This window comes from Bosea sp. NBC_00550 (assembly GCF_026020075.1).
In the GTDB taxonomy this organism is placed as follows: Bacteria; Pseudomonadota; Alphaproteobacteria; order Rhizobiales; family Beijerinckiaceae; genus Allobosea.
The window spans coordinates 3,127,925-3,150,659 of the sequence record NZ_CP102772.1; the positions used below are offsets into that span (position 1 = coordinate 3,127,925).

The 22,735-nt window shown below is 66.3% G+C and carries 23 protein-coding genes, 1 tRNA gene and 1 pseudogene; 20 read left to right on the forward strand and 5 right to left on the reverse strand.

Going from position 1 to position 22,735, the window contains the following annotated elements; all coding sequences use genetic code 11:
- Positions 1-20 precede the first annotated feature (20 nt).
- From NWE53_RS15050 to NWE53_RS15090, 9 genes are all read left to right on the forward strand, one after another.
- Positions 21-1,301: a glycosyltransferase family protein gene (locus NWE53_RS15050; RefSeq protein ID WP_265050193.1), complete on the forward strand. Its 1,281-nt coding sequence runs from the start codon at positions 21-23 to the stop codon at positions 1,299-1,301.
- Positions 1,302-1,375: 74 nt separating this feature from the next.
- Positions 1,376-1,564: a twin transmembrane helix small protein gene (locus tag NWE53_RS15055; RefSeq protein WP_265050194.1), complete on the forward strand. Its 189-nt coding sequence runs from the start codon at positions 1,376-1,378 to the stop codon at positions 1,562-1,564.
- Between the two features lie 156 nt (positions 1,565-1,720).
- Positions 1,721-2,317, forward strand: coding sequence for an acyloxyacyl hydrolase (locus tag NWE53_RS15060; protein ID WP_265050195.1), 597 nt, complete (start codon positions 1,721-1,723; stop codon positions 2,315-2,317).
- Between the two features lie 59 nt (positions 2,318-2,376).
- Positions 2,377-2,958, forward strand: a complete 582-nt coding sequence (locus NWE53_RS15065; protein WP_265050196.1) for a cob(I)yrinic acid a,c-diamide adenosyltransferase — start codon at positions 2,377-2,379, stop codon at positions 2,956-2,958.
- 7 nt (positions 2,959-2,965) lie between these two features.
- Positions 2,966-3,664, forward strand: coding sequence for a rhomboid family intramembrane serine protease (locus tag NWE53_RS15070; protein ID WP_265050197.1), 699 nt, complete (start codon positions 2,966-2,968; stop codon positions 3,662-3,664).
- A 165-nt stretch (positions 3,665-3,829) separates the two neighbouring features.
- Complete coding sequence (locus NWE53_RS15075) at positions 3,830-4,576, forward strand: electron transfer flavoprotein subunit beta/FixA family protein (RefSeq protein WP_265050198.1); 747 nt, start codon at positions 3,830-3,832, stop codon at positions 4,574-4,576.
- Entirely contained in the window at positions 4,576-5,520 is a 945-nt protein-coding gene (locus NWE53_RS15080; protein WP_265050199.1) for an electron transfer flavoprotein subunit alpha/FixB family protein, read from the forward strand. Before NWE53_RS15075 ends, NWE53_RS15080 begins: the two co-directional genes overlap by 1 nt.
- Before the next feature lie 83 nt (positions 5,521-5,603).
- Positions 5,604-6,488, forward strand: a complete 885-nt coding sequence (locus NWE53_RS15085) for a 3-hydroxybutyryl-CoA dehydrogenase (RefSeq protein ID WP_265050200.1) — start codon at positions 5,604-5,606, stop codon at positions 6,486-6,488.
- Positions 6,489-6,717: 229 nt separating this feature from the next.
- Positions 6,718-7,275, forward strand: a complete 558-nt coding sequence (locus tag NWE53_RS15090) for an HNH endonuclease (protein WP_265050201.1) — start codon at positions 6,718-6,720, stop codon at positions 7,273-7,275.
- Between the two features lie 3 nt (positions 7,276-7,278).
- Here the strand turns inward: NWE53_RS15090 and NWE53_RS15095 are convergent, their stop codons facing one another.
- Positions 7,279-7,809: a disulfide bond formation protein B gene (locus NWE53_RS15095; RefSeq protein WP_265050202.1), complete on the reverse strand. Its 531-nt coding sequence runs from the start codon at positions 7,807-7,809 to the stop codon at positions 7,279-7,281.
- Positions 7,810-7,817: 8 nt separating this feature from the next.
- A complete protein-coding gene (locus tag NWE53_RS15100) occupies positions 7,818-8,429 on the reverse strand; it encodes a YqaA family protein (protein WP_265050203.1) in 612 nt (203 codons plus the stop codon).
- 207 nt (positions 8,430-8,636) lie between these two features.
- On the opposite strand from NWE53_RS15100, the gene NWE53_RS15105 reads away from it, so the two are divergent.
- From NWE53_RS15105 to NWE53_RS15130, 7 genes and pseudogenes are all read left to right on the forward strand, one after another.
- Positions 8,637-8,721, forward strand: a tRNA-Leu gene (locus NWE53_RS15105).
- A gap of 324 nt (positions 8,722-9,045) precedes the next feature.
- Positions 9,046-9,555, forward strand: a complete 510-nt coding sequence (locus NWE53_RS15110; RefSeq protein ID WP_265050204.1) for an RNA polymerase sigma factor — start codon at positions 9,046-9,048, stop codon at positions 9,553-9,555.
- Between the two features lie 99 nt (positions 9,556-9,654).
- Positions 9,655-10,611, forward strand: coding sequence for a FecR family protein (locus NWE53_RS15115; RefSeq protein ID WP_265050205.1), 957 nt, complete (start codon positions 9,655-9,657; stop codon positions 10,609-10,611).
- 87 nt (positions 10,612-10,698) lie between these two features.
- Positions 10,699-10,983, forward strand: a pseudogene (locus NWE53_RS30050) (hypothetical protein); the annotation flags it as partial.
- Between the two features lie 45 nt (positions 10,984-11,028).
- A complete protein-coding gene (locus NWE53_RS15120; protein ID WP_265050206.1) occupies positions 11,029-12,984 on the forward strand; it encodes a TonB-dependent receptor domain-containing protein in 1,956 nt (651 codons plus the stop codon).
- Entirely contained in the window at positions 12,984-14,093 is a 1,110-nt protein-coding gene (locus tag NWE53_RS15125; RefSeq protein WP_265050207.1) for an ABC transporter substrate-binding protein, read from the forward strand. The genes NWE53_RS15120 and NWE53_RS15125 overlap by 1 nt, the downstream gene beginning before the upstream one ends.
- A 1-nt stretch (position 14,094) precedes the next feature.
- Complete coding sequence (locus tag NWE53_RS15130; protein WP_265050208.1) at positions 14,095-14,427, forward strand: DUF2218 domain-containing protein; 333 nt, start codon at positions 14,095-14,097, stop codon at positions 14,425-14,427.
- Between the two features lie 77 nt (positions 14,428-14,504).
- Here the strand turns inward: NWE53_RS15130 and NWE53_RS15135 are convergent, their stop codons facing one another.
- Genes NWE53_RS15135 through NWE53_RS15145 form a run of 3 tightly spaced genes read right to left on the reverse strand, consistent with a single transcriptional unit; the run spans position 14,505 to position 17,912 of the window.
- Positions 14,505-16,196, reverse strand: coding sequence for an SUMF1/EgtB/PvdO family nonheme iron enzyme (locus NWE53_RS15135; protein ID WP_265050209.1), 1,692 nt, complete (start codon positions 16,194-16,196; stop codon positions 14,505-14,507).
- Between the two features lie 22 nt (positions 16,197-16,218).
- Positions 16,219-16,662: a DUF4399 domain-containing protein gene (locus tag NWE53_RS15140; protein ID WP_265050210.1), complete on the reverse strand. Its 444-nt coding sequence runs from the start codon at positions 16,660-16,662 to the stop codon at positions 16,219-16,221.
- Positions 16,659-17,912 (reverse strand): DUF4399 domain-containing protein, encoded by a 1,254-nt coding sequence (locus tag NWE53_RS15145; protein ID WP_265050211.1) that lies wholly within the window; start codon positions 17,910-17,912, stop codon positions 16,659-16,661. The genes NWE53_RS15140 and NWE53_RS15145 overlap by 4 nt, the downstream gene beginning before the upstream one ends.
- A gap of 149 nt (positions 17,913-18,061) precedes the next feature.
- Between NWE53_RS15145 and NWE53_RS15150 the strand changes: the two genes are divergently transcribed.
- From NWE53_RS15150 to NWE53_RS15165, 4 genes are all read left to right on the forward strand, one after another.
- On the forward strand, positions 18,062-19,519 hold the full coding sequence (locus NWE53_RS15150) for a caspase family protein (RefSeq protein ID WP_265050212.1): 1,458 nt from the start codon (positions 18,062-18,064) through the stop codon (positions 19,517-19,519).
- Between the two features lie 48 nt (positions 19,520-19,567).
- Positions 19,568-20,743, forward strand: a complete 1,176-nt coding sequence (locus NWE53_RS15155; protein WP_265050213.1) for an OmpA family protein — start codon at positions 19,568-19,570, stop codon at positions 20,741-20,743.
- A 445-nt stretch (positions 20,744-21,188) separates the two neighbouring features.
- Positions 21,189-21,707, forward strand: a complete 519-nt coding sequence (locus NWE53_RS15160) for a (2Fe-2S)-binding protein (protein WP_442864837.1) — start codon at positions 21,189-21,191, stop codon at positions 21,705-21,707.
- Positions 21,704-22,726, forward strand: coding sequence for an FAD binding domain-containing protein (locus NWE53_RS15165; RefSeq protein WP_265050214.1), 1,023 nt, complete (start codon positions 21,704-21,706; stop codon positions 22,724-22,726). Before NWE53_RS15160 ends, NWE53_RS15165 begins: the two co-directional genes overlap by 4 nt.
- Positions 22,727-22,735: the final 9 nt, after the last annotated feature.

Genomic DNA, 22,735 nt, shown 5'->3' on the forward strand with positions numbered 1-22,735 from the left:
TTTGTGGGGGGCGGCGTCCGATGTCTTCCAACGTCGTCGATCTGGCCGGAGCCGAAAGGGCCCCGCGCAGTTCGCATGCTCCGCGCGTGCTGATCTACAGCCACGATACCTTCGGGCTCGGCCATATCCGCCGCTGCCGCGCCATCGCCAATGCGCTGATCGCGAGCTTCCCGCACATCTCGGTCATCATTGTTTCCGGCTCCTCGGTGGTCTCGAGCTTCCAGTTCGGCGACGGCATCGACTATGTCCGTATTCCCGGCATCGAGAAGCAGAGCGACGGCCGCTACGAGCCGCACCACCTCAATCTCGATCTGAGCGACACGCTCCGCCTCCGCTCCGACATCATCAAGCAGACCGTACTGTCCTTCGACCCCGATGTGGTCATCGTCGACAAGGAACCCGTCGGCCTGCGCGGCGAACTGAAGCCGTCGCTCGACATCCTGCGCCGCCGCGGCGCGCGCATCGTTCTGGGTCTCCGCGATGTCCTCGACGATCCCGCGACGCTGCTGGAAGAGTGGCGTCACAGCGGCGCCCTCGAAGCGCTCGACACCATCTATGACGACATTTTCGTCTACGGGCTCGAGGATATCTATCAGCCGCTCGCCGGCCTGCCGCATCAGGATCGCTTCGCCGAGAAGACCCGCTATCTGGGTTATCTGAAGCGCGCCGTCCCAAGTCCGATGCCGCCCAACCGCTACCCGCGGATCACCAAGCAGCCCTTCATCCTCGTCACGCCCGGCGGCGGCGGCGACGGTGCCGGCGTGATCGACTGGGTGATCTCGGCCTATGAGGCCGACCCGACCATCGCGCTTCCGGCGCTGATCGTCTTCGGGCCGTTCATGTCCCGCGAGAAGCGCAAGGATTTCGCCGAGCGGATCGCCCGGAACCCGAAGCTGGAAGGGCTCGGCTTCGAGCCCCGTCTCGAATTGCTGATGAATCGCGCGCACTGCGTCGTGGCGATGGGCGGCTACAACACCTTCTGCGAGATCCTCTCCTTCGACAAACCGGCCCTGATCGTGCCGCGCGTGAAGCCGCGCCTCGAACAGGCGATCCGCGCGCAGCGCGCCGATGAGCTCAGCCTGATCGAAATGCTCTGCGACCCCTCCCAGACCGGCGAAGGCGAGCGCGATCCGCTCGTCATGGCCGCCGCCCTCCATGCCCTGCCGAAGCGGCAGCCGCCCTCCCAGGCCTTCGTTCCCGATCTGCTCGAAGGGCTGCCGGCACTCAGCCGGGCGCTCGCCGACGACCTGTCGCAGCAGGTGCGCGGCCGCGCCCTCGCGCAAAGCGCTGCGACGAGCTGATCCAGCCGCTCGATCCGCCTCGCGACGTCACGCCGCTGGCCAATGCTCAAGCGCCGTTCTAGAGGCTGTCTCCCATGACGTTTTCGAACACTCTCGTTTCCGTGGCTGTCGGCGCCGTCGCCATCGTGCTGCTGCTCGGCCTCGTCAACATGCTGCGGGGCGGCAGCGCCAACACCTCGCAGAGGCTGATGCGGCTGCGCGTCGTGCTGCAGTTCGTCGCCATCATTCTCATCGTCATCGTGCTCTGGTGGCGCAACGGCTGACGCGACTGCGACCTTTCGCATAACAGACTGATATTATTTGAATTTCCAGCACGTGAAGGTGTGGACGAGACCTCGGATCGAGCGGCTCCGCCACATTCCGGACACGAGTGTGTGTGCTTCACTAACGCCTGCCTGCCCTCTCATCGCCGAAGGCCCATGGTTCGCGTCGCGTTGCTGCTTCTTGCGGTTTGCCTGCCCGTCTTGTCCGCTGCCGCGCAGACCCGCTCCCTGTCCGGCAGCGTCTCCAGCTACGCTCCGGCGACCGAAGCGCCCGCCCCGGCCTGGGAAGCGCGCATCGGCGCCGGCCTCGCCAATCCCAAGGGGCGCGAGAGCGGACTGCTGAACATGGGGGCGGAACTGCTCACGCCCCGTCTGATCCCGCTGCAGGACCGCATCGCCGCAGCCTTCATCCCGCGCTTCAACCTGGGCACCAGCCTGAACGTGAACGGCACGCGCTACGCCTATGCCGGCGCGACCTGGACATTCGACGTCACGCGGGATGTCTTCGTCGAGGCCAGCCTCGGCGCTGCCCTGAACGACGGCAAGACCGGCGCGGTCGTCCCCGAGAATCGCCTCAACCTCGGCTGCAACACCGGAACGCGCGAGGCCGCGGCTCTCGGCGTAAGGCTGTCCGACCGCTGGAGTCTCGTCACCACGCTCGAGCATTACAGCACGGCCGGCTGTTCCGACCGGACCGGCTCCTCCACGCGCGGGCCGGCCAATATCGGCGCCCGGCTCGGCTATACTTTTTAGCGGCCGGACCGCGCGGAAACCGCGCTTCCGTCCCGGCCGCGCCGCGCTATAAGCGTGGCATGGTCAAGCTCAACCGCATCTACACCCGCACCGGCGACGACGGCACGACAGGGCTGACGGCCGGTCCGCGCCGCCCGAAATACGACCTGCGGGTCGCGGCCTACGGCACGGTCGACGAGACCAATGCCTGCATCGGCCTGGCGCGGCTTCACGCTGCGGCGGAGGACGCCGAGGTCGATGCCATGCTCGGCCGCGTCAGCAACGATCTTTTCGACCTCGGCGCGGACCTCTCCACGCCGGAGACCGGCAAGCCCCTCGCCTTCGAGCCGCTGCGGATCGTCCAGGCACAGGTCGACCGTATCGAAACCGAGATCGACCGGATGAACGAGAGCCTCAGCCCCCTGCGCTCCTTCGTGCTGCCCGGGGGAACGCCCGCGGCGACGCATCTGCATCTCGCCCGCACCGTCAGCCGCAGGGCCGAGCGGCTGATGACCGAACTCGCCGCGACGGAAGACGAAGCAGTCGGCGCGCCCGCGCTCAAATACATCAATCGCCTCTCGGACTTTCTGTTCGTCGCCTCCCGCTTTCTCAATGCGAAGGCCGGCGGGGACGTTCTCTGGGTGCCCGGCCAGAACCGCTGAGGCGCACATGTTCGTCCCCCTGCATGACGGCGTGCCGCTGCGCTTCATGCGAACGCCCTACATCACCTACGGACTGATCTGCGCCTGCATCGGCGCCCAGATCGCGCTGCGCTTCTGGCCCGGGGAGGCGCGCGATCTCGCGATCATGGCGGGCTTCGGGATGATCCCCTCGGTCCTGTTCGGCACGGCGCAGTTGCCGGAAGGCCTCGCCCATCTGCCGCCCTGGCTGACGCTGTTCAGCAATGTGCTGCTTCACGCCAATCTGGCGCACCTGATCGGCAACATGCTGTTCCTCTGGGTCTTCGGCGACAATGTCGAGGACGCTATGGGTCATGCCCGCTTCCTCCTGTTCTTCTTCCTCTGCGGCCTCGGCGGCTCGGTCATCCATGCAGGGATGTATCCGGATTCGGAGCAGCCGCTGATCGGCGCCTCCGGTGCGATTTCCGGCGTCATCGCCTCCTATCTGATGCTCTATCCCCAGGTCCGCATCTGGGGCGTCGCCTTCAACTGGATCCCGATCCACGTCCCGGCGATGTACGCGCTCGGCGGCTGGATCCTGCTGCAGGCAGGTTCCGCCTGGTTCGAAACCCAGGGCAATGTCGGCTGGTGGGCGCATCTCGGCGGTCTCGCCACCGGAGCAGTGCTGACGCCGCTGTTCATCCACCGCAGCGTGCCCCTGTTCGGCCGGCGCCCCATCGGTGGGTGAAGCCGCGCGCTTTTGCCCCTCGGCCCCGGCATTGGATGGCGTTGACAAGCGCAAACGGGCGTCGTTACGGTCCGTCCGCATTCCAGCCGAGGGCCGCGATGCCGCCATCAAGCCGTCTCCGGCGGCGCGGCGCGCGGCGCATCTCTTCTGAACGGTGATCTGACGATGAAGATCTTGGTGCCCGTCAAGCGGGTGGTTGATTACAACGTGAAGATCCGCGTTAAGGCGGACGGTTCGGGCGTCGAGCTTGCGAATGTGAAGATGTCGATGAACCCGTTCGACGAGATCGCGGTGGAAGAGGCGTTGCGCCTGAAGGAAGCCGGCAAGGCGACCGAGGTGGTGGTGGTCTCGATCGGTCCGGCGCAAGCAGCCGAGACGATCCGCACCGGTCTGGCGATGGGCGCCGATCGCGGCATCCTGGTGAAGGTCGACGGCATCGTCGAGCCGCTTGCCGTGGCCAAGCTGCTGCAGAAGCTGGTCGAGCAGGAAGGCCCCGGCCTCGTCATCCTCGGCAAGCAGGCGATCGACGACGACGCCAACCAGACCGGCCAGATGCTGGCGGCGCTGCTCGGCTGGCCGCAGGGCACGTTCGCCTCGAAGGTCGAGCTTGGCGCGGACAATGTCGACGTCACCCGCGAGGTCGATGGCGGCCTGCAGACGGTCAGCTTGAAGCTGCCGGCGATCGTCACCACCGATCTGCGCCTGAACGAGCCGCGCTATGCCTCGCTGCCCAACATCATGAAGGCGAAGAAGAAGCCGCTCGACGAGACCACGGCCGAGACGCTCGGTGTCGATGTGAGCCCCCGCCTGAAGGTTCTGAAGACGGTCGAGCCGGCCGGCCGCTCCGCCGGCATCAAGGTGACCTCGGCCGCCGAACTCGTCTCCAAGCTCAAGACCGCCGGGGTGATCTGATGACCACGCTGCTGATCGCCGATCACGACAACGTCTCGATCAAGGACGCCACCGCCAAGGCGCTGAGCGCGGCTTCCCAGCTCGGCGGCCCTGTCCATATCCTCGTCGCCGGTGAAGGCGCCAAGGCAGCCGCCGATGCGGCTGCCAGGCTCGCCGGCGTCGAGAAGGTGCTGCTCGCCGATGACGCGGCTTACGGCCATGCGCTGGCCGAGCCGCTCGCTGCGCTGATCGTCAAGCTGGCCGATAGCTACGACGCGATCGTCGCGCCCTCGACCACCACCGGCAAGAACGTGCTGCCGCGCGTCGCCGCCCTGCTCGACGTGATGCAGGTCTCGGACGTCACCAAGGTCGTCTCCCCCGACACCTTCGAGCGCCCGGTCTATGCCGGCAACGCCATCCAGACGGTGCAGTCCACGGACGCCAAGAAGCTGCTGACCATCCGCACGGCCTCCTTCCAGGCGGCCGGCGAAGGCGGCGCGGCCGCGGTCGAGACCGTCTCGGGCGCAGAGAACCCCGGCAACTCGTCCTTCAAGGGCGAGGAGGTCGCCAAGTCCGACCGTCCGGAGCTGGCTTCCGCCAAGATCATCATCTCGGGCGGGCGCGCACTCGCCTCCTCGGAGAACTTCACCAATGTGATCGAGCCGGTCGCCGACCGGCTGGGCGCCGCGATGGGCGCCTCGCGCGCCGCGGTCGATGCCGGTTATGCCCCCAACGACTGGCAGGTCGGCCAGACCGGCAAGGTCGTGGCGCCCGAGCTCTACATCGCGGTCGGCATCTCCGGCGCGATCCAGCACCTCGCCGGCATGAAGGATAGCAAGGTCATCGTCGCCATCAACAAGGACGAGGAGGCCCCGATCTTCCAGATCGCCGATTACGGCCTCGTCGGCGACCTCTTCACTATCCTGCCCGAACTCGACGCAGAGCTCGCCAAGGCCGGCAAGTAAGCCAAGGCTATCAATTCCGGGCCGCTTCGGCGCGGCCCGTTCCGCTCCCACGGGAGCACAAGAAGACTATCCGGGATCAAACCATGTCGGACCATGCGATCAAGACGATCGGCATCATCGGTGCAGGCCAGATGGGCAACGGCATCGCCCATGTCGCGGCGGTGGCTGGTTTCGACATCAAGCTGCACGATGTCGCCGAGGATCGGATCAAGGCGGCCCTCGCCACCATCGACGGCAACATGGCCCGGCAGGTTTCGAAGGGCGCGCTCCCGGATGAGGACCGCCGCGCGGCCATGTCCAGGATCGAGGCGGCCGTTGGGCTCGCCGATCTCGGCAGCTGCGATCTCGTCATCGAGGCCGCGACCGAGAACGAGGAGGTCAAGCGCAAGATCTTCACTGCTGTCTGCCCGCATCTGAGGCCCGACGCGATCCTCGCTTCCAATACCTCCTCGATCTCGATCACCCGGCTTGCGGCCGCGACCGACCGCCCCGAGCACTTCATCGGCATCCACTTCATGAATCCGGTGCCGCTGATGCAGCTCGTCGAGCTGATTCGCGGTATCGCCACCGACGACGGCACGTTCGAGCGCGCCAAGAATCTCGTCAGCCAGCTGCACAAGACCGTCTCGGTCTCTGAGGACTTCCCGGCCTTCATCGTCAACCGCATCCTGCTGCCGATGATCAACGAGGCCGTCTACACGCTCTATGAAGGTGTCGGCTCGGTCGACGCGATCGACACCGCCATGCGGCTTGGCGCCAATCATCCGATGGGCCCGCTCCAGCTCGCCGACTTCATCGGCCTCGATACCTGCCTCTCGGTGATGCAGGTGCTCCATGACGGGCTGGCTGATTCGAAGTATCGCCCCTGCCCGCTGCTGGTGAAATATGTCGAGGCCGGCTGGCTCGGCCGCAAGACCAAGCGCGGCTTCTACGACTATCGCGGCGAGAAGCCCGTCCCGACTCGCTGACGGCTGGTCGGTCACGACGCGGGTCGCGCCCGTGAATCGGGCCGAGAATAGATCTCCATTGCGCTGTCGGCCGCTACGAGCGAGGAAACACCTCGCCCGTGCGAAGAACGCTGTCGCAAGCGCAACAAAGTTCCTTCACATTCCTGTCGTCTCGCGCTTACATTGATCTCCGGGCGGGATTCGTCCCGCTTGATGAAGCGGAGGTGCGGCGGGTTTGACGGCGCATGTGATGCATCCAATGGCGTCGCCGGACGGCTGTCCGGCCCTCGTCCTGAACGCCGATTTCCGGCCGCTCAGTTACTATCCCTTGTCTCTCTGGAGCTGGCAGGACGCGATCAAGGCGGTCTTCATGGACCGCGTGAACATCGTCTCCGAATACGACACGGTCGTCCGCAGCCCCAGCTTCGACATGCGGCTGCCCTCGGTCGTCTCGCTGAAGAGCTACATCAAGCCCTCGCGGACACCGGCCTTCACCCGCTTCAACGTCTTCCTGCGCGACCGCTTCGCCTGCCAGTATTGCGGCCACCGCGAGGAACTGACCTTCGACCATGTCGTGCCGCGCTCGAAGGGCGGCCTGACTACCTGGGAGAACGTCGTCGCGGCCTGCTCGCCCTGCAATCTCCGCAAGGGCGACAAGATGCCGGCCTCCGTCGAGATGTTCCCGGCGCAGAAGCCCTACGCGCCCACGGTCAACGACCTCCACCGCAACGGCAAGCTCTTCCCGCCGAACTACCTGCACGAGAGCTGGCTCGACTATCTCTACTGGGACTCCGAGCTGGAGCCGTGAGGCTCAGGCCGATGCCGGCCTTTTCAACAAACCGAAGGCGGCCAGCAGGAAAAGCCCGGCCGAAACGACGGCGTTCCACCCGGCAAGCGACAATCCGAGAAAGCGCCAGGCCGCTTCCGAGCAGGCAACGATGCGCGTCGTCTGCAGCTGCTTCATGAAATCCTGCATGCCGGCGGCCGCTGGAGCCGCCCCGCCGCAATCGTTCGGCCCGACGAACCAGCCCCACTCGACGCCGGCGTGGTAGACGCCGAGCCACGTGCTCCAAGCCATTAGTCCCGCAAGCCCGAGCAGGACGAGCCATTGCAGCAGCGGCGAGCGCGCCAGCACCAGCCCGGCCAGCGCCAGCCCGATCGCGGTATAATGCGGCACACGCTGCTCGAGGCAGAGCTTGCAGGGCTGCAGATGCATGACCAGCTCGAAATACCAGGCACCGGCGATCAGCGCGAAGCTCGCCAGGCCGATCAGGCCGATCAGACGCCGCGGTTTCAACAGGCGGGTCGGGCTGCTCTGGGCATCAGCGGGAAACGCGGTCATGGCACGGCTCAGCAGGAGAGAAGCTGGCCGGACCCTGCGACGAGCTTGAGGCCGAAATAAAGCAGGATCAGCGCGGCCGCGCCCACGACGGCGATCACTTTCAGGCGACGTTCGATGAAGTGGCGGATGGTGACGCCGTAACGCCGCAGCAGGAAGGCGAGCGCGAAGAAGCGCGCCCCGCGCGCCAGCACGCAGGAGACGATGAAGAAGGTCAGGCCGATATGCACCGCGCCGGCCAGGATCGTCACCACCTTGATCGGCGGCAGATGCGCCAGCCCCGAGGTCGTCAGCAGGATCAGCGTCGTGTCCGGACCGGTACAGGCACGCAACGTCTCGAAGGCATCGAGCTTGCCGTAGAAGGCCAGCACCGGCTTCGCCAACGCCTCGAAGGCGTAATAGCCCAGCGCGTAGCCGGCGATCCCGCCCAACACAGAGAAGAGCGTCGCGACGAAGGCCAGCCGATAGGCCCGCTGCGGCCGCGCCAGCGCCATCGGCACGAACAACACGTCGGCCGGGATCAGGAAGAACGAACTCTCGACGAAGGCGACGACCGCCAGCCAGAGCTCGGCGCGCGGGCGAGCCGCGAGCGACATGGTCCATTCGTAGAGGCGCTTGAGCATGGCGCGCTCTAAGCATGCGGCGATGGGTGACGCAACGGCCATGAGCACCTGGAACGCCGTCGACGGCGCCCTGTGCTCTCATTGCATCCGCTCGGACGGGAGCGGCTTCGTAGCAACGAGAACACACCGTCGCCGAAACCTGTCACCGACACCGTTCCACCGATTGACCGGCATCGACCGATCGCTATAGTCCGCCCGCCCGTAGGGGCCCCTGTGGCGGAATTGGTAGACGCGCTCGACTCAAAATCGAGTTCCGCAAGGAGTGCTGGTTCGATCCCGGCCAGGGGCACCACTACCTTCTTCACTGACCGACCCGATGCCCGCCCCCTGAAACCGCGAGTTTCCGGGGTGTTTTGCTCTATTTGCGTATGTTGACCGTCGTGTGAGCCGCAAAAATCGTTGGCCTCCCGCAGCGGCAGGCCAAAACATGCAGCCGAGCATCGCCATCGGGAATGCCAAAGCCCCGAGAGAGGTTTCGGGATCGGCATAAAACTCGTTGGAGAAGCTCCAACCTGGAATTGAAATCAATATAAAGTATTGATTTCGCAGTGTTTTCCCTTGTTACCGAGCCGGTTCGTCCAGCATAAGCGCGGCAATTGCCGAGAACCGCACGGGCATGAACGACAAGACGACCGGGATTGCTGCGATTTATGCAGCCGAGCGGCAGAATCTGCGGCTGCGGCTGATTCAACGCGGCCTCGATGCGCAGCAGGCCTCCGACGCCGTGCAGGATATCTTCCTGCGCCTGCTACGGTCTCCTCCCGCCGATCTTCGTGACCCCGGTGCCTACCTGCGTCGCTCGGCCGATACCATGGCCATTGACCACTGGCGGCGCCAACACCGCCATTTCGCTTTGTTCGCGCCCCTCCCGGCCGAGGAACTCGCGGTTTCCGACGAGGCGGCATCCATCGAAGGACAATTCGTGGCACGCGAACGCGACCAGCGTTTGCGACGCGCAATCGCGGAGCTCCCCCCGCGTAGCCGCGAGGTCCTGCTCCTCCACAAATACGAGGGCTTGAGCTACGCCGAGATCGCTCTCCGGCTCGGCATCGCGCGCAACACCGTCATGGTCCATCTCGCCAATGCGATGCGCAGCTTGCGCGCTGCGATGCGCGCCTCCGACTAATGCTTTCGCGCCTGCGCATCGTCTATTGAGAAGGGGCTATTCCGGGTGCCAAAGGTCAGGCCGTCGGCCGCAATGGTAAGTCCGGCCCAGGACATTGCTATGGAAGATCACGCTGAAGAAACGCCCGACGAGCAGGCGCTGCAATGGTTCGTCCGGCTGCGCGACGGCCAGGTGCGCCCCGCCGAGCAAAAGGCGTTCGACACGTGGTTGGCGACGAACCCTGATCATGCGCGCGCCTGGGCAGAGCTCGAGACCATCTGGCAGGACCTCGATCAAGTCGCACCCGCTGAACGGCCAGCCATCGCCGCGTCGTCGGTCGCGCCCGTGGCCAGACCGCGGCGGTGGCGGCAGGGCATTCTCGCGGTTGCGGCATCGCTTGTGCTGGCCGCGGGCCTGGCGAGCCTGCTCGCGCAGTCCGATTGGCTTGCCGATTACAGAACCGCAGCTGGAGAGCGCAGGATCGTCACCCTCACCGATGGCTCGCAGGTCGAACTGGCCCCTGCCTCCGCTATCGATGTCGATCTGACAACGACCCGGCGCACGGTCAGGCTGCTATCGGGCCAAGCTTTCTTCACGGTCGCGAGCGATCCGAACCGGCCCTTCTCCGTGACCGCGCGCGGGGGAACCCTGACCGCTCTCGGCACGGCCTTCGATGTCAAGCTGGGTCTTGGGGCAGCGGTTTCGGTTGCAGTCGATGAGAGCCGCGTCGAGGTTCGGGTGCCGGGAGCTCCCGGCGTCGTCGTCGGCACTGGTCAGGGCGTCGGCTACGAAGGCACCGCGATCTCGCGGCCGGGCCCGCTCGACCCGGGCGAGATCGGCGACTGGCGCCGGGGCAGGCTGGTTTTCCATGATGTTCGGTTGGCCGAAGCTATTGCCGATCTTAAACGCTATAGCGGCGGCCATATCCAGATCCTGTCTGGCGCAGCGGCGCAGCGGCGCGTGACGGCCGTGCTCGACGCGCGCAGCCCTGCAGCCGGCATAGACATGCTCGCCAGCGGCCTCGGATTGCGGGTCGTACGCCCCTTCGAGTGGTTGACCTTGCTGCTGCCCTTCTGAAGATATTTTTCGCAACGCAATAATGACTCCGCCCGCCGCCGGCGTCTTACCCCTGCGAGGGCCCCGATAGTCACGGCCCTCGTATCGATGGGGATCGACGATGGGTATTCGGGTTGGGGCGCGGCTTGTCCGCCGGGCAGGACTGGCTGCGGCGCTGTGCGGGACCGCTCTCGCGGCGGGAATTGTCGCCGTCCCGGCGATGGCGCAAGGCGTCCGAACGGTCGATATCCCCGCTCAATCCGTTTCCTCCGCGCTGATCGCCTTTTCGCGGCAACCGGCGTCGCCGTCGTCGCCCCGGCCTCGGCGACCGCAGGAAAGCGGTCCACTGCGGTCTCGGGCCCCCTATCGTCCGAGGCGGCCCTTGCTCGTCTTCTGGCCGGCACCGGGCTCAACTTCCGCTTCACCGGCGCGACAAGCGTGACCATCAGCGCAGCGGTGCCTGTTGCAACTGCCGGCGCAGCCATTCCCGAAGGCGTGATCGCGCTCGATACGATCGACGTGGCCGGCAACCCGCTCGCACGCGGAGGCGTCAGCGAGATCCTCATCGGACCACGCGAGCTGGAGCGCAAGAACCCCTCGGATATCCGCGATGTCTTTGCCAGCGAACCGCGCGTGAAGGTCGGCGGCTCCACCCCGATGTCGCAGAAGGTCTATGTCAACGGCGTGGAGGAGACCAATCTGGCCGTCACCATCGACGGCAGCCGGCAGAACAACAAGGTCTTCCACCACAACGGCACGACGCTGATCGATCCGTCGTTCCTGAGGGCGGCACGTGTCGATGCCGGCGTGGCGCCGGCCGATGCCGGCCCCGGAGCGCTCGCCGGCGCGATCGCCTACGAGACGAAGGACGCGCGCGACTTCCTGACGGGCAACGGCGTCGGCGCTTTCGCGAAGACGCAGTTCAGCAGCAACGGCCCCGTCTTCACCAACAACCTGGCAGGCTATGCCCGGTATGAAGGTTTCGACATCCTCGCCTACGGAACGCTCGGCAAAGGCGACAACTACAAGGCCGGCAACGGCCAGGAAGTCCTCGGCACCAAGACCGATCTGTTGAGCGGCCTGTTCAAGATGGGCTGGGAAGCTCCTTCAGGCGACCGCTTCCAGATCAGCCATGAGCGCGTCCGCGACGATGCCCTCAGGCCTTTCCGCGGCAATATCGGCTTCATCACAGGCCGCCCCGTCTGGGAGCCGCGGGTTCGCCGCTACGAGATCGACCGGCAGAACACGGTCTTCACCTATAGCCGCACCTCCGCGCTCGGCTGGTGGGACCCCAAGGCGGTCCTCGCCTACAGCCGAACGGATGTCGACACGCCGATCTTCGAGCGGCCGGTCGGCGCCAGCCCCCTCCCCGTGACGTATCCGGGCACCGGCGTCACCGACAGCTTCAACGGCAAGGTCGAGAACCGCTTCGGCTTCGGCGATTTCGGCAGCGTCACCGCCGGCGTCGACTTCTACAAGGACAAGGCACTCTACAAGGACCGCAACATGCGGGTGAACGAAAAGGCCAGCAATCTCGGCGTCTACGCGCAAGCGCGGCTGAAGCCGTTCGAGCGCGCGCGCCTCTCCTTCGGCCTGCGCGGCGACCAGCAGTGGTTCACCGGAACAACCGGGCAAGAGTTCGACAATGCCGGCCTGTCGCGCAACATCTCGGGCGAGTTCGACCTCATTCCCGAGCACCTGACGGTCAGGGCCGGCTATTCCCATGTCTGGGGCGGCGTCCAGCTCGCCGAGAATTTCATCATGAATCCGGCCTGGCGCTACGGCAACGGCATGCGACCGGCGACCTCGGACAATGTGATGGCCGGCCTCGTCGCGCGCTGGCACGGCTTCACCCTGGAGGGCTCGGTCTTCCGCACCGAAGTGGAGAATGCCCGCGCCGCGCGCTTTGCCGTCGCCAGCGCCACCTTGCTGCGCGACATCGAATCCCATGGCTACGAGATCGGCCTCGGCTATGCCTGGGAGGACGGTTTCATCCGCGGCAAATATGCGAGCGTGAACGTCATGATCGACGGGCAGCGCGCGGATTCAGACACCGGGACCTATCTTGCCACACCGATCGGAGACGTCTTCACGCTGACGGCCGCCCATACCTTCCGGCAATGGGGCGTGACCGTCGGCGGCGATATCGAGATCGTGCGCGACTACAAGAAGGTCGCCCCCGGCAACCTGCCGCTCAAGGGCTACGAGGTCGTCAATCTCTTTGCCGAGTACAAGCCGCTGCAGCTGCAGAACCTGATACTGCGTGCCGAGGTCAAGAACCTGCTCGACCAGACCTATGCCGATCGCGCCACCTACGGGCAGGAGTTCGGCACGGTGACACCGCTCTACCAGCCCGGCCGGGCGTTCGTCCTCAGCGCATCGGCGCGCTTCTGATGCGCCTGCTCGGCATCCTGGCCTTCCTGATCCTGCTCCTTCCGTCCGCGGGGACAGGCCGGGAGGTCGTCGATCTCGCAGGGCGCAAGGTCAGCGTGCCGGACAAGGTCGAGCGCATCATCATCGGCGAAGGCCGCTACCTGCCGGCCCTCGCGATCCTCGACCGGGGTGATCCCGTGGCCCGGCTTGTGGGAATGATGGGGGATTACGAGGCCGTCGATCCCGTCAGCTATGCCCGATATCGCGAACGCTTCCCGGCCCTCGACAAGGTCAAGCGGATCGGTCGCAACACGCGCGACAGCTTCAGCATCGAGCAGGCCATTACGGCCTCCCCCCAGGTCGCGATCTTCAGCCTTTACGGCCACGGCCCGGACACGCGCTCCGGCGAGGTCATCCGCGCGCTCGAAGCGGCGGGTGTCGCCATCGTCTTCATCGATTTCCGCAACGATCCGCTGGTCAACACGCCCCGGTCACTGGAACTTCTCGGAACGCTCCTCGGCCGCGAGGCGGAAGCGGCGGAGTTCATCTCGGTATGGCGGGCGGCATTGGCGGCCGTGACGGAGCGACTGGCATCGGCGCGGCCGAAACCGACGCGCGTCTTCGTCGAGAGCCGCGTCGGGCTCGGGATGGGGTGCTGCGAAACCATGACCCGGGGCATGATGGGGCGCTTCGTCACCGCGGCCGGCGGCGTCAATATCGCGGAGGACATCCTGCCGGGCGAGGCCGGCGTCGTCAGCCTGGAATGGCTCATCTCCAACCCGCCCGAGGTCTACATCGGCACAGCGATCGGCAGCGGCCTGCAGCACGACGAGGCTCCGTGGCTGGCTCTGGGGCCGGGTGTGGAGGCGGCCGCGTCACGCGAGCGTCTCGCTCGCTCGATGGCGCGCACAGGCATAGCCGGGCTCGATGCGGTACGCGACGGCCGTGCCCATGCCGTCTGGCACCACTTCTACAACTCGCCTTTCAACGTCGTCGCCGTGCAGGCTTTCGCGCAATGGCTCCATCCGCAGCTCTTCGCCGATCTTGACCCGAAAGCGCTGCTGGCAACGATGCAGCAGCGCTTCCAGCCCGTATCGCTCGACGGCACCTATTGGACGAGCCTTCGCTGAAATGGACGAGATGAACGACGGCGCCAATCCGCGACACAGCCGAGCAGATATCGCGACCGGCAATGCCTCCCTTTATCTCCAGCAGCTCTGCAAACACTTCGCCCACAAACTAGACGTCGAATTCGACAAGCAGGTGGGAAGCGTCCGTTTTTCAATCGGGCATTGTAAGCTCCTGGCACAGGATGGCTGGCTTCGGTTGTGCCTGGATGCGCCAGATTCCGATGCTCTCCAGCAACTGCAAGAGGTCGTCGAACGTCACCTCGTCCGCTTCGCGTTTCGCGAGCACCTGTCCATCGAATGGCGACGGGACTTCCCGGTCAGGGATAGCCGATAGCGCGACACCTCATGCTGCGGCGACGTTCGTCCGCATCCAGCCGGATGCCGGGCGTCAGTTCCACGGTGGGATCTCGGCTATCTCTCGCGCGCGACGCGGAAACCGTTCGTATAGAAGCGCACATCGGCTTCGTATTTGAAGCGGGCGGCCGAGCGCAGGTAGCGCGGATCATTGTTGAAGGAGCCGCCCCGCAGCACACGTTCGCGGCATCCCGGAACCGTGTAGGCGCTGCCGTCGCGGGGCGCGCTGCGATAGGTTTCGCTCCAGCAGTCGGCAACCCATTCGGCGGCGTTGCCGGCCATGTCGTAGAGGCCGAAGGCATTCGGCGGAAACTGGCCGACCGGCACGGCGCTGCGGCGCGTCTGGTCGTTGCAGCCGAGGCAGTTCGCCCGGTCTTTCGTCATGGACTGGCCCCAAGGGTAGACTGTCGTCGTGCCCGCGCGCGCGGCATATTCCCATTCGCTTTCGGTCGGGAGGCGATATCGCTTGCCTGTCCGCGTCGAAAGCCAGGCGACATAGGCGCCCGCATCGTTCCAGTGAATGTCGGTGACCGGGCGTCTGCCGCGTCCCAGCCCGCGGTCATCCGGCCGATAGCTGCAGCCGCCCTGATCGACGCAGAGATCCCACTCCTCGAACGTCACTTCCCGCGTCCCGAGATAGAAACCCCGGACGGTCACGGGATGGACCGGCTTCTCGAACTCGTAGAGGTCGTTGGAGCCCATCTGGAAGGTGCCGGCCGGGATCTCGACCAGTTCCGGGCAGCCCGCACAGTCGCGTAGCGGTGCACCCGCGGGCTGGGATGACGACGAGGGACTCGAGGCCGCGGTCGGCGCAGCTGCAGCCGCCTTGCCGCGGTAGAGCTGCTCGCGGGTGCGGGCCAGTGCGGTGAAGCGCCCGTTCGGATAGGCGTCGAGATAAGCGCGGTACTCCGTCGCGTTCTCGCTGTTCCGGATCGATTCCCAGAAGGCGAGTTCATAGGCGTCCTGGGGTGCGCCCGCTGTTTCAGGAGGTGGAATCACCGCGCGGTTGGTCTGCGCCACCGCAACCGGGCGGGCGATGGGCGTGACCACGAGGCCTTTTGGCGGCTCGGAGGACAGCCAGGCCTGCTGGCTGCGCCGGCTTTCGCGCGCGATGGCGTCCCGCGTTTGCTTCAGCGCCGCGGTCATGTCGAGCCCGGGGGTTCGGATCGCCTTCAGCCAGGCTTCGACGGCGCGATTGCCGGCATCGGCAACGGTCCTGCCCGGTGCGGCCGGGAACAGCACGGCGATGCTTTCCATCGGCTCCAGCGGCAGCAGGCCCTTCCCCTTTCCCTGCCAGGGATTGTCCCGGCTGGCGTCGATGAAAAGCAGGGCGCTCGCCGGCCTGGCGACGATCAGCGGGTCGATGATCTCGTCGAGATCGACCGCGTCCTGGGCGCCGTTCTGCGGTGGCAGCAAAAAATTGCGGTTCCGCTGCTGGATCGCATGGCCGCTGTAGAAGACCACGGCCTGCGCCCCTCGCGTGAGCTTGCCCGTAAAGGCGGCTATGGCCTGCCGCAGCTCGGTGCGGCCGGCATTGTCGACGGCGACGACATCGAAGCCACCCGCGCGAAGGGTGTCGGCGACGGCGCGGCCTTGCGGGACCGCGTTGCCGATCGCCGCCTCCGGATAGAAGCCGTTGGCGACGACGAGCGCCACGCGCGCGGCCTCGCCCGTCTGCTGGGCGTGGCCGGGCACGGACGACAGCGCCTGCAGCACGACAGCCATGGCGAGGAAGCGCAACCAGCCCATCTGCAGATCGAATCCTTTCCGGCTAGCGCACATAAACCGTGATCTTCTGCGACATCACGGGCGGATCATGCGGCGTATGCGTATGGTCGCCCAGCAGCAATTGCAGCGTATGCCGCCCCTTGGGCAGCGTGACGACGACCTCGGTCTGGCCGTTGCCGAGGTGGATGTTGTTGTAGTCGGACGGGATGGGCTGGTCCGGCGGGCCGGGCTCGGTATCGATCAGCAGGTGATGATGCCCGGTCCTGGCATGGGCGACACCGGCCGGGGCAACGCCCATGCCGCGCAGGCCGATCCGCACTGTGAACCGTTCGGGGACGCTCAATCCGTCGAGCGGATAGTGGAAATAGACCTGGGCGCCGGCCGGAGCCTGCTGGCGTGCGGGCGTCTGTGCGGCGGCATCGGACGGCCATCCTTGCCAGGCGGCCAGCGCGATGAGAAGGGCGGCTGTGGCGGCTGAGCGGATCATCGACGCCTCGTCGCTCTGGGGCCGCCCGGCGCCACGGTCACCGTGATGCGCTCCGACATGACCGGCGGATCATGCGGCACATGGTTTTCATCGGCGAGCAGAAGCTGGAACGTGTGCCGGCCGGTTGGCAGCGTCAGGCGGTATTCGGTCTGGCCGCCGCCGAGATGGATATGGTTGAGGTCGGCCGGGATCGGATCGCCGAACGACGGCGGCTGCGTATCGACCAGCAGGTGATGGTGGCCGGTATTCGGCTTGGCGACACCGGCGGGGGCGACCCCCATGTTGCGCAGGCCGAAGCGGATCGTCGAGGTCGGGAAGATCGTGTCGCCGTCCTTCGGATAGATGAAGTAGACCGCGGCGTCGTTGGGCGATGCTGTCCGCGCGCGGCCGGCTGCGCCCGCCGGATTGGACGCGGCAGCCGCCTGCGCATCGGCGACCACGCGGACGCGGATGCGCTCGGACACCACAGGAGGATCGTGCGGCACATGCTCGTGATCGCCCATCAGCAGTTGCAGCGTGTGTTCGCCGGGCGGCAGGGAGAGCTCGACCTCGGTCTGGCCACGCCCGAAATGCAGATGGTTGAAGTCGCTCGGGATCTCGCGGTCGAGCGCCGGCAGCTCGGTATCGACCAGCAGATGGTGATGGCCGCCATTGTGGCTGGTCGTGCCGGCCGGCGTCACCGTGATGCCCGCCGCTCCGAAGCGTATTTTGGCCCGGCTGGAGATCGTCGCTCCGTCCTGGAGATCGATGAAGAAGACGCGGGCGCCGGGCTCGGCCGCCGAGCGCGGCTTCTCCGCCGCCGCCGAGACGTCCACCGTGATGCGCTCCGACACCACCGGAGGATCGTGCGGCACGTGGTTGTGGTCGGCGAAGAGAAGCTGGAGCGTGTGTTTGCCCGGCGTCAGGGCGATCTCGGCCTCGGTCTGGCCGCCGCCGAAATGGATGTGGTTGAAATCGCTCGGGATCGGCTGATCGAGCGGCGGCAGCTCGGTGTCGATCAGCAAATGATGATGCCCGGCATCGCGTTTCGCTTCGCCGGCCGGAGCGACGTCCATGCCGGAGATGGCGAACCTCACGGTGAATTTGCCCGGCACCTGCGCCTTGTCGGCGAGGCCGACGAAGGAGAGCCGGGCAGCAGCCGGGGCCGGGCTGCGCTGCCGGGCGCGCTCCTGGGCCGGCGCGGCGACGATCGGGATCGCCAGCGCCGCTGCCAGACTGAACCAGAGAACCGCCGGCGCAAGGCGAAGCATGAGCGTCTTCCTTCCCCGGGACGATGTGTCGAAGGCTATCAGCGGCGACTGGAGCCTTCAAGCAAAACGCCGTCACGTTTCGCCGAGGACTATGCTTTGTTCTGGAGGCGGCCAAGATCATGCATTAGCATGACGCAAGGAAGGCACCCATGATCTTCGTTGCCAGACTCTGCGGGCTCATCCTGCTCATCTTGTCCGGCTTGGCCATCGCCCAGCCGCTACCGGAGCGCCGCGTCGCGCTCGTGATCGGCAACTCCAGCTATCGAAACGCGCCCGTGCTGCCCAATACGGTGAACGACGCGCGCGACATGGTGGTGGCGTTGCGCAAGGTCGGCTTCGAGGTGGTCGACGGCATCGATCTGGACAAGCGCGGCATGGATGCGGCGCTCACGCGTTTCGCAAGGCTCGTGCAGGATGCCGACACCGCGATGTTCTACTTCGCCGGCCATGGCTTCCAGTTCAACGGCGAAAATTATCTGGTGCCTGTGGAGGCAAAGATCGAGGACGAGGTCGGCGTCCAGTACGAGACGACCCGGCTCAACGACGTCGTCACCGCCTTGAACTACGCCAAGGGCGTCAAGATCATGGTGCTCGATGCCTGCCGCAACAATCCTTTCGTTGGCCTCCTCGCCAAGCGGCAGGCAACGCGCGGCTTCTCCGTCGGCTCGGGCCTCGCCCCGGTCCAACGGGCGCAGGGAATGGTCATCGCCTATGCGACGCAGGCCAACGATGTCGCCGCCGACGGCATCGGCCGCAACAGCCCCTTCACGGCGGCGCTGGTGCGCGAGATCGATCACCCCGGGCTGGAGGTGGCGACCCTGTTCCGCCGCGTTCAGAAAAGCGTCTACGACGCGACGGCGGGCAAGCAGACGCCGGAACTGTCGCTTTCCCTGCTCGGTGATTTCTATCTCAACCGCGAGGAGACGGATGCCGATGTCTGGCGCCGTATCCGCGCCAGCGACGAGCCCGCCGCGCTGCAGGCGTTCATCCAGCGCTATCCCGCGAGCTTTTTCGCCATCGACGCCCGCACGCGGCTGGACCTGATCGAGCGCCGATCCTCCGCGTCGAGCGAGCGCGACAAGCTTGCGCGCGAGTTCGCCGAACGCGAACGCGCTCTGCTTCAACGTCTCGAACGGGCGGAACAGGGCCGGCGCCAGGCCGCCGACGATCTCGCCCGCAAGGATCTCGGCGAAGCGGTCGTCGCCGCGCCGCCTGCGAAACCCACGGACTCCCCGCCGCCCGCTACCGCTGCCCCCGCCGCCCCCGCGCCCCGCGCCCAGGACAAGGCCGAGAGGGCACGCCTCGCCGACGAACTGGCCCGTCGCGAAACCGAGCTCGCGGCGATCGAAGTGGAGAAGCGGCGGCTGTCGGAGGAGCGTCAGGCCGTCGAGCAGGCGATGGCGGCGCGGCTCGGCGCTGCACCGCTGTCGCAGGATCGATCGACCCAGCCGGTCGCGCTGCCCGGCAGCGCCTCGCGCCTCCCGGAGACCGCACCCGGAGCGATGCCGAGGGGACGGGCGTCGGCGGGCTGCGCCGAACTCCTGCTGCGGGCCCAGCTCGGCGATCTGACACCGGCCGGGCGCGAGCAATTGCAGCACTGCCGCTGAGACAACGGGGCGGGGCTCGGCCACCGTCCTGAACCGGAAAGGTTAGGCATGACAGGCTTGTTCCGCTTCAAGGGTCTCCTGATCGGCTTGGCCCTGCTGGCCGGTGGCACGTCGGCCTTGGCCCAGACGACCCCGCCCACGCCCGTTCCGTTCCCGGATGCGCTCCGGAAAGCGGCCGACGATCTGTTCGGCAAGGCAGCGGCTTCCGGCCAGCAGGTCGAACTGGTCATCGACCCGCTCATCGACGCAGCCTCGGGCGCGCAGTCGACGGCGACGCGTTCGATGCAGCAGAGCTTGATGGAGATCGTTCGCTCGGCCTATCCGCGCTTCACCGTCCTGCCTTTCGACAGCGAGGCCCTGGCGCGCAAGCCGGTGGTTCTGGTCGGCACCTTCACAGCCATCAACAACCAGGGCGTACCGGACGGGCCGCGCGACGCCTATCGGATCTGCCTGACGCTTGCCGACCTGAAATCCAACAGCGTCGTTTCCAAAGGAGTATCGCGCGCGCGTGTGGACGGCGTCGACGCCACCCCGACGCCGTATTACCGCGACGCGCCGCTCTGGTCCAAGGATCAGGCCACGGAGGCCTACATCAAGACCTGCCAGGGCACGAAGCTCGGGGACCCGATCGACCCGTCCTATGTCGAGAAGCTCACGGCGAATGCGCTGATCAACGACGGCATCCTCGCCTATGAGACGCAGCATTTCCGCGAGGCACTCGCCTTCTACAGGACGGCGCGCAAGCTGCCGGGCGGCGAGCAGCATCGCGTCAGGATCGGCACCTATCTCGCGGCCACCAGGCTCGCGCGACGGGACGACATGGTCGATGCCTTCGGCGATCTCGTCGATTACGGGCTGGGGGCTGACCAGCTCATGGTCAAGCTGCTGTTCAAGCCGGGCACCACGCAGTTCATCGACAACTCGCAGGTCACGGAGCCCTATCCGATGTGGCTGAGCCAGATCGCGACGCGGGCGCGCCAGAAGGGCGCCTGTCTCGAGATCGTCGGCCATACCTCGCATACCGGCCTGCCGCAGGTGAACGAGCGGCTTTCCGTCTTGCGGGCGCAATTCGTCATGGACCTCCTGCTGACCGGCGCGCCCGACAACCGCGGCCGCATGATCGCGACCGGCCGCGGCTTCAAGGAGAACCTCGTCGGAACCGGCAAGGACGACGCCAGCGACGCGCTCGACCGCCGGGTCGAGTTCAAGGTGATCGGCTGCTAGCAATAACCCTTCACCGGGCAACGATGGCGACGGGCGTCCCGACAATCGGGCAGTTGAGCGCTGCATCCACGGGCGCAGTCCCAACTGTGCGCCGGATTCCATAATCTCGCCTGCCAGGTTCAATCCTCGATCGTTAAGCTCTGAATTGCGCCCGGTTCTCGCAAGAACCGCGAGGCGGGCGATCCCGCCGGCAGGCGCAGCACGTCTATGGGATCCTCCATCGAGCTCGGGCCGGCACCGGGAGTTCCACCGGGCTCCCCGCCGGCAGCGGCATAGGAATTGGCCCACGAATACGCCGCATCATCTGCCGTCTCGAACTATTCCGATTTGAGGGAACAGTTCGCCTGCGGGCGCCGTTGTCATCGCTATCAGGCCGCCGGCTCCCAAGCCTGGCCGCAGCCTCCAGACTTTCACCGCCCCTCGCCTATCGCATAGGAGTTCGACCGTGACGCTCCGAACGCTGGCTCCCGATGACAAGATCGAGATCACGCTCAACCTGAACGGCCGTCCGGTTCGAACCGAGGTTGGGCCTTCGACGACACTGCTCGACCTGCTGCGCAATCAGCTCGGGCTGACCGGTACGAAGAAGGGCTGCGACCACGGCCAGTGCGGCGCCTGCACGGTCTTGATCGAAGGCCAGCGCATCAACGCCTGCCTGAAGCTCGCAGTGATGATGGATGGACGGGAGATTACGACGATCGAGGGGCTGGCGCAGGGCGACGATCTGCATCCCCTGCAGCGTGCCTTCATCGAACGCGATGCGTTCCAGTGCGGGTACTGCACACCGGGCCAGATCTGCTCCGCGGTCGCGCTCCTGGCCGAGGGGCACGCTCACGACCGCGAAGAGATCCGCGAGCTGATGAGCGGGAACATCTGCCGTTGCGGCGCCTATCCGAACATCGTCGATGCGATCGAGGATGTGATGGGGCAACGGCAAGGCTATATCCGGGAGGCGGCAGAATGAACCGCTTCTCTTACCTCAGGGCCGAAAGCGTCGAAGGGGCCCTGGCCGCCCTGGCCGCCGATCCCGCCGCGAAGATCGTGGCTGGCGGGACAAACCTCCTCGACCTGATGAAATACGATGTCGAGCAGCCGAGCCGCCTGATCGACATAACCCGCATCGAAGGCCTCGACGAGATCACTCAAAGCGAGCGCGGCATCATGATCGGCGCGCTCGTCTCGAACACGACGATCGCCTATCATCCGGCGGTTGCCGAGAATTTCCCGCTGCTGTCGAGCGCCATCCTGGCGGGCGCCACGCCGCAGCTGCGAAACGCCGCGACCGCGGGCGGCAACATCAACCAGCGGACGCGCTGCTATTACTTTTACGATGCCGCGCTGCCCTGCAACAAGCGCGAACCAGGCAGTGGCTGCCCGGCTTTGGAGGGCGTCAACCGCAACCACGCCATTCTGGGTGCGAGCGACGACTGCATCGCCACGCACCCATCCGACATGTGCGTCGCCCTCGCCGCGCTCGATGCCCTCATCCATATCGCCGGCCCGCAAGGGCAGCGGACGATTCCGATCGCGCAATATCATCGTCTGCCCGATGGCTCGCCGGAACGCGACACGACGCTCGGCGCCGATGAACTGGTGATCGGCATCGAAATCCCCGCCGAGGCCCGACGCTTCATGGGCAACCATACCTATCTGAAACTTCGTGACCGGCTGTCCTATGCATTCGCGCTGGTCTCGGTCGCCGCGGGCCTGCAGATGGAAGGAGATACCATCGCCGACGCGCGCATCGCGCTTGGCGGAGTCGCTCACAAACCCTGGCGCCGCCCGCAAGCCGAGGAGGTGTTGATCGGGCGCGCTGCCGACGAGACCAGCTTTGCCGCGGCCGCCGACGTGCTGCTGGAAGGCGCCCAGGGCCGCAAGCACAACGCCTTCAAGATCGAGCTGGCCCGTCGCGCCATCATTCGCGCTCTCGGCCAGGCTGCGGCCGGCACGCCGCAATCCCAGTCCGACAAGCGCATCGCCTGAAGGAGCCGG

Excerpts from the sequence above, each read along its gene's own strand:
- NWE53_RS15155 (WP_265050213.1), top strand. The coding sequence starts at position 19,568 with ATGACAGGCTTGTTCCGCTTCAAGGGTCTCCTGATCGGCTTGGCCCTG.
- NWE53_RS15145 (WP_265050211.1), bottom strand. The coding sequence starts at position 17,912 with ATGCTTCGCCTTGCGCCGGCGGTTCTCTGGTTCAGTCTGGCAGCGGCG.
- NWE53_RS15125 (WP_265050207.1), top strand. The coding sequence starts at position 12,984 with ATGCGCCTGCTCGGCATCCTGGCCTTCCTGATCCTGCTCCTTCCGTCC.
- NWE53_RS15080 (WP_265050199.1), top strand. The coding sequence starts at position 4,576 with ATGACCACGCTGCTGATCGCCGATCACGACAACGTCTCGATCAAGGAC.
- NWE53_RS15075 (WP_265050198.1), top strand. The coding sequence starts at position 3,830 with ATGAAGATCTTGGTGCCCGTCAAGCGGGTGGTTGATTACAACGTGAAG.
- NWE53_RS15065 (WP_265050196.1), top strand. The coding sequence starts at position 2,377 with ATGGTCAAGCTCAACCGCATCTACACCCGCACCGGCGACGACGGCACG.
- NWE53_RS15085 (WP_265050200.1), top strand. The coding sequence starts at position 5,604 with ATGTCGGACCATGCGATCAAGACGATCGGCATCATCGGTGCAGGCCAG.
- NWE53_RS15100 (WP_265050203.1), bottom strand. The coding sequence starts at position 8,429 with ATGCTCAAGCGCCTCTACGAATGGACCATGTCGCTCGCGGCTCGCCCG.
- NWE53_RS15095 (WP_265050202.1), bottom strand. The coding sequence starts at position 7,809 with ATGACCGCGTTTCCCGCTGATGCCCAGAGCAGCCCGACCCGCCTGTTG.
- NWE53_RS15130 (WP_265050208.1), top strand. The coding sequence starts at position 14,095 with ATGGACGAGATGAACGACGGCGCCAATCCGCGACACAGCCGAGCAGAT.
- NWE53_RS15110 (WP_265050204.1), top strand. The coding sequence starts at position 9,046 with ATGAACGACAAGACGACCGGGATTGCTGCGATTTATGCAGCCGAGCGG.
- NWE53_RS15135 (WP_265050209.1), bottom strand. The coding sequence starts at position 16,196 with ATGGGCTGGTTGCGCTTCCTCGCCATGGCTGTCGTGCTGCAGGCGCTG.
- NWE53_RS15060 (WP_265050195.1), top strand. The coding sequence starts at position 1,721 with ATGGTTCGCGTCGCGTTGCTGCTTCTTGCGGTTTGCCTGCCCGTCTTG.
- NWE53_RS15115 (WP_265050205.1), top strand. The coding sequence starts at position 9,655 with ATGGAAGATCACGCTGAAGAAACGCCCGACGAGCAGGCGCTGCAATGG.
- NWE53_RS15050 (WP_265050193.1), top strand. The coding sequence starts at position 21 with ATGTCTTCCAACGTCGTCGATCTGGCCGGAGCCGAAAGGGCCCCGCGC.
- NWE53_RS15140 (WP_265050210.1), bottom strand. The coding sequence starts at position 16,662 with ATGATCCGCTCAGCCGCCACAGCCGCCCTTCTCATCGCGCTGGCCGCC.
- NWE53_RS15070 (WP_265050197.1), top strand. The coding sequence starts at position 2,966 with ATGTTCGTCCCCCTGCATGACGGCGTGCCGCTGCGCTTCATGCGAACG.
- NWE53_RS15090 (WP_265050201.1), top strand. The coding sequence starts at position 6,718 with ATGCATCCAATGGCGTCGCCGGACGGCTGTCCGGCCCTCGTCCTGAAC.
- NWE53_RS15165 (WP_265050214.1), top strand. The coding sequence starts at position 21,704 with ATGAACCGCTTCTCTTACCTCAGGGCCGAAAGCGTCGAAGGGGCCCTG.
- NWE53_RS15055 (WP_265050194.1), top strand. The coding sequence starts at position 1,376 with ATGACGTTTTCGAACACTCTCGTTTCCGTGGCTGTCGGCGCCGTCGCC.
- NWE53_RS15150 (WP_265050212.1), top strand. The coding sequence starts at position 18,062 with ATGATCTTCGTTGCCAGACTCTGCGGGCTCATCCTGCTCATCTTGTCC.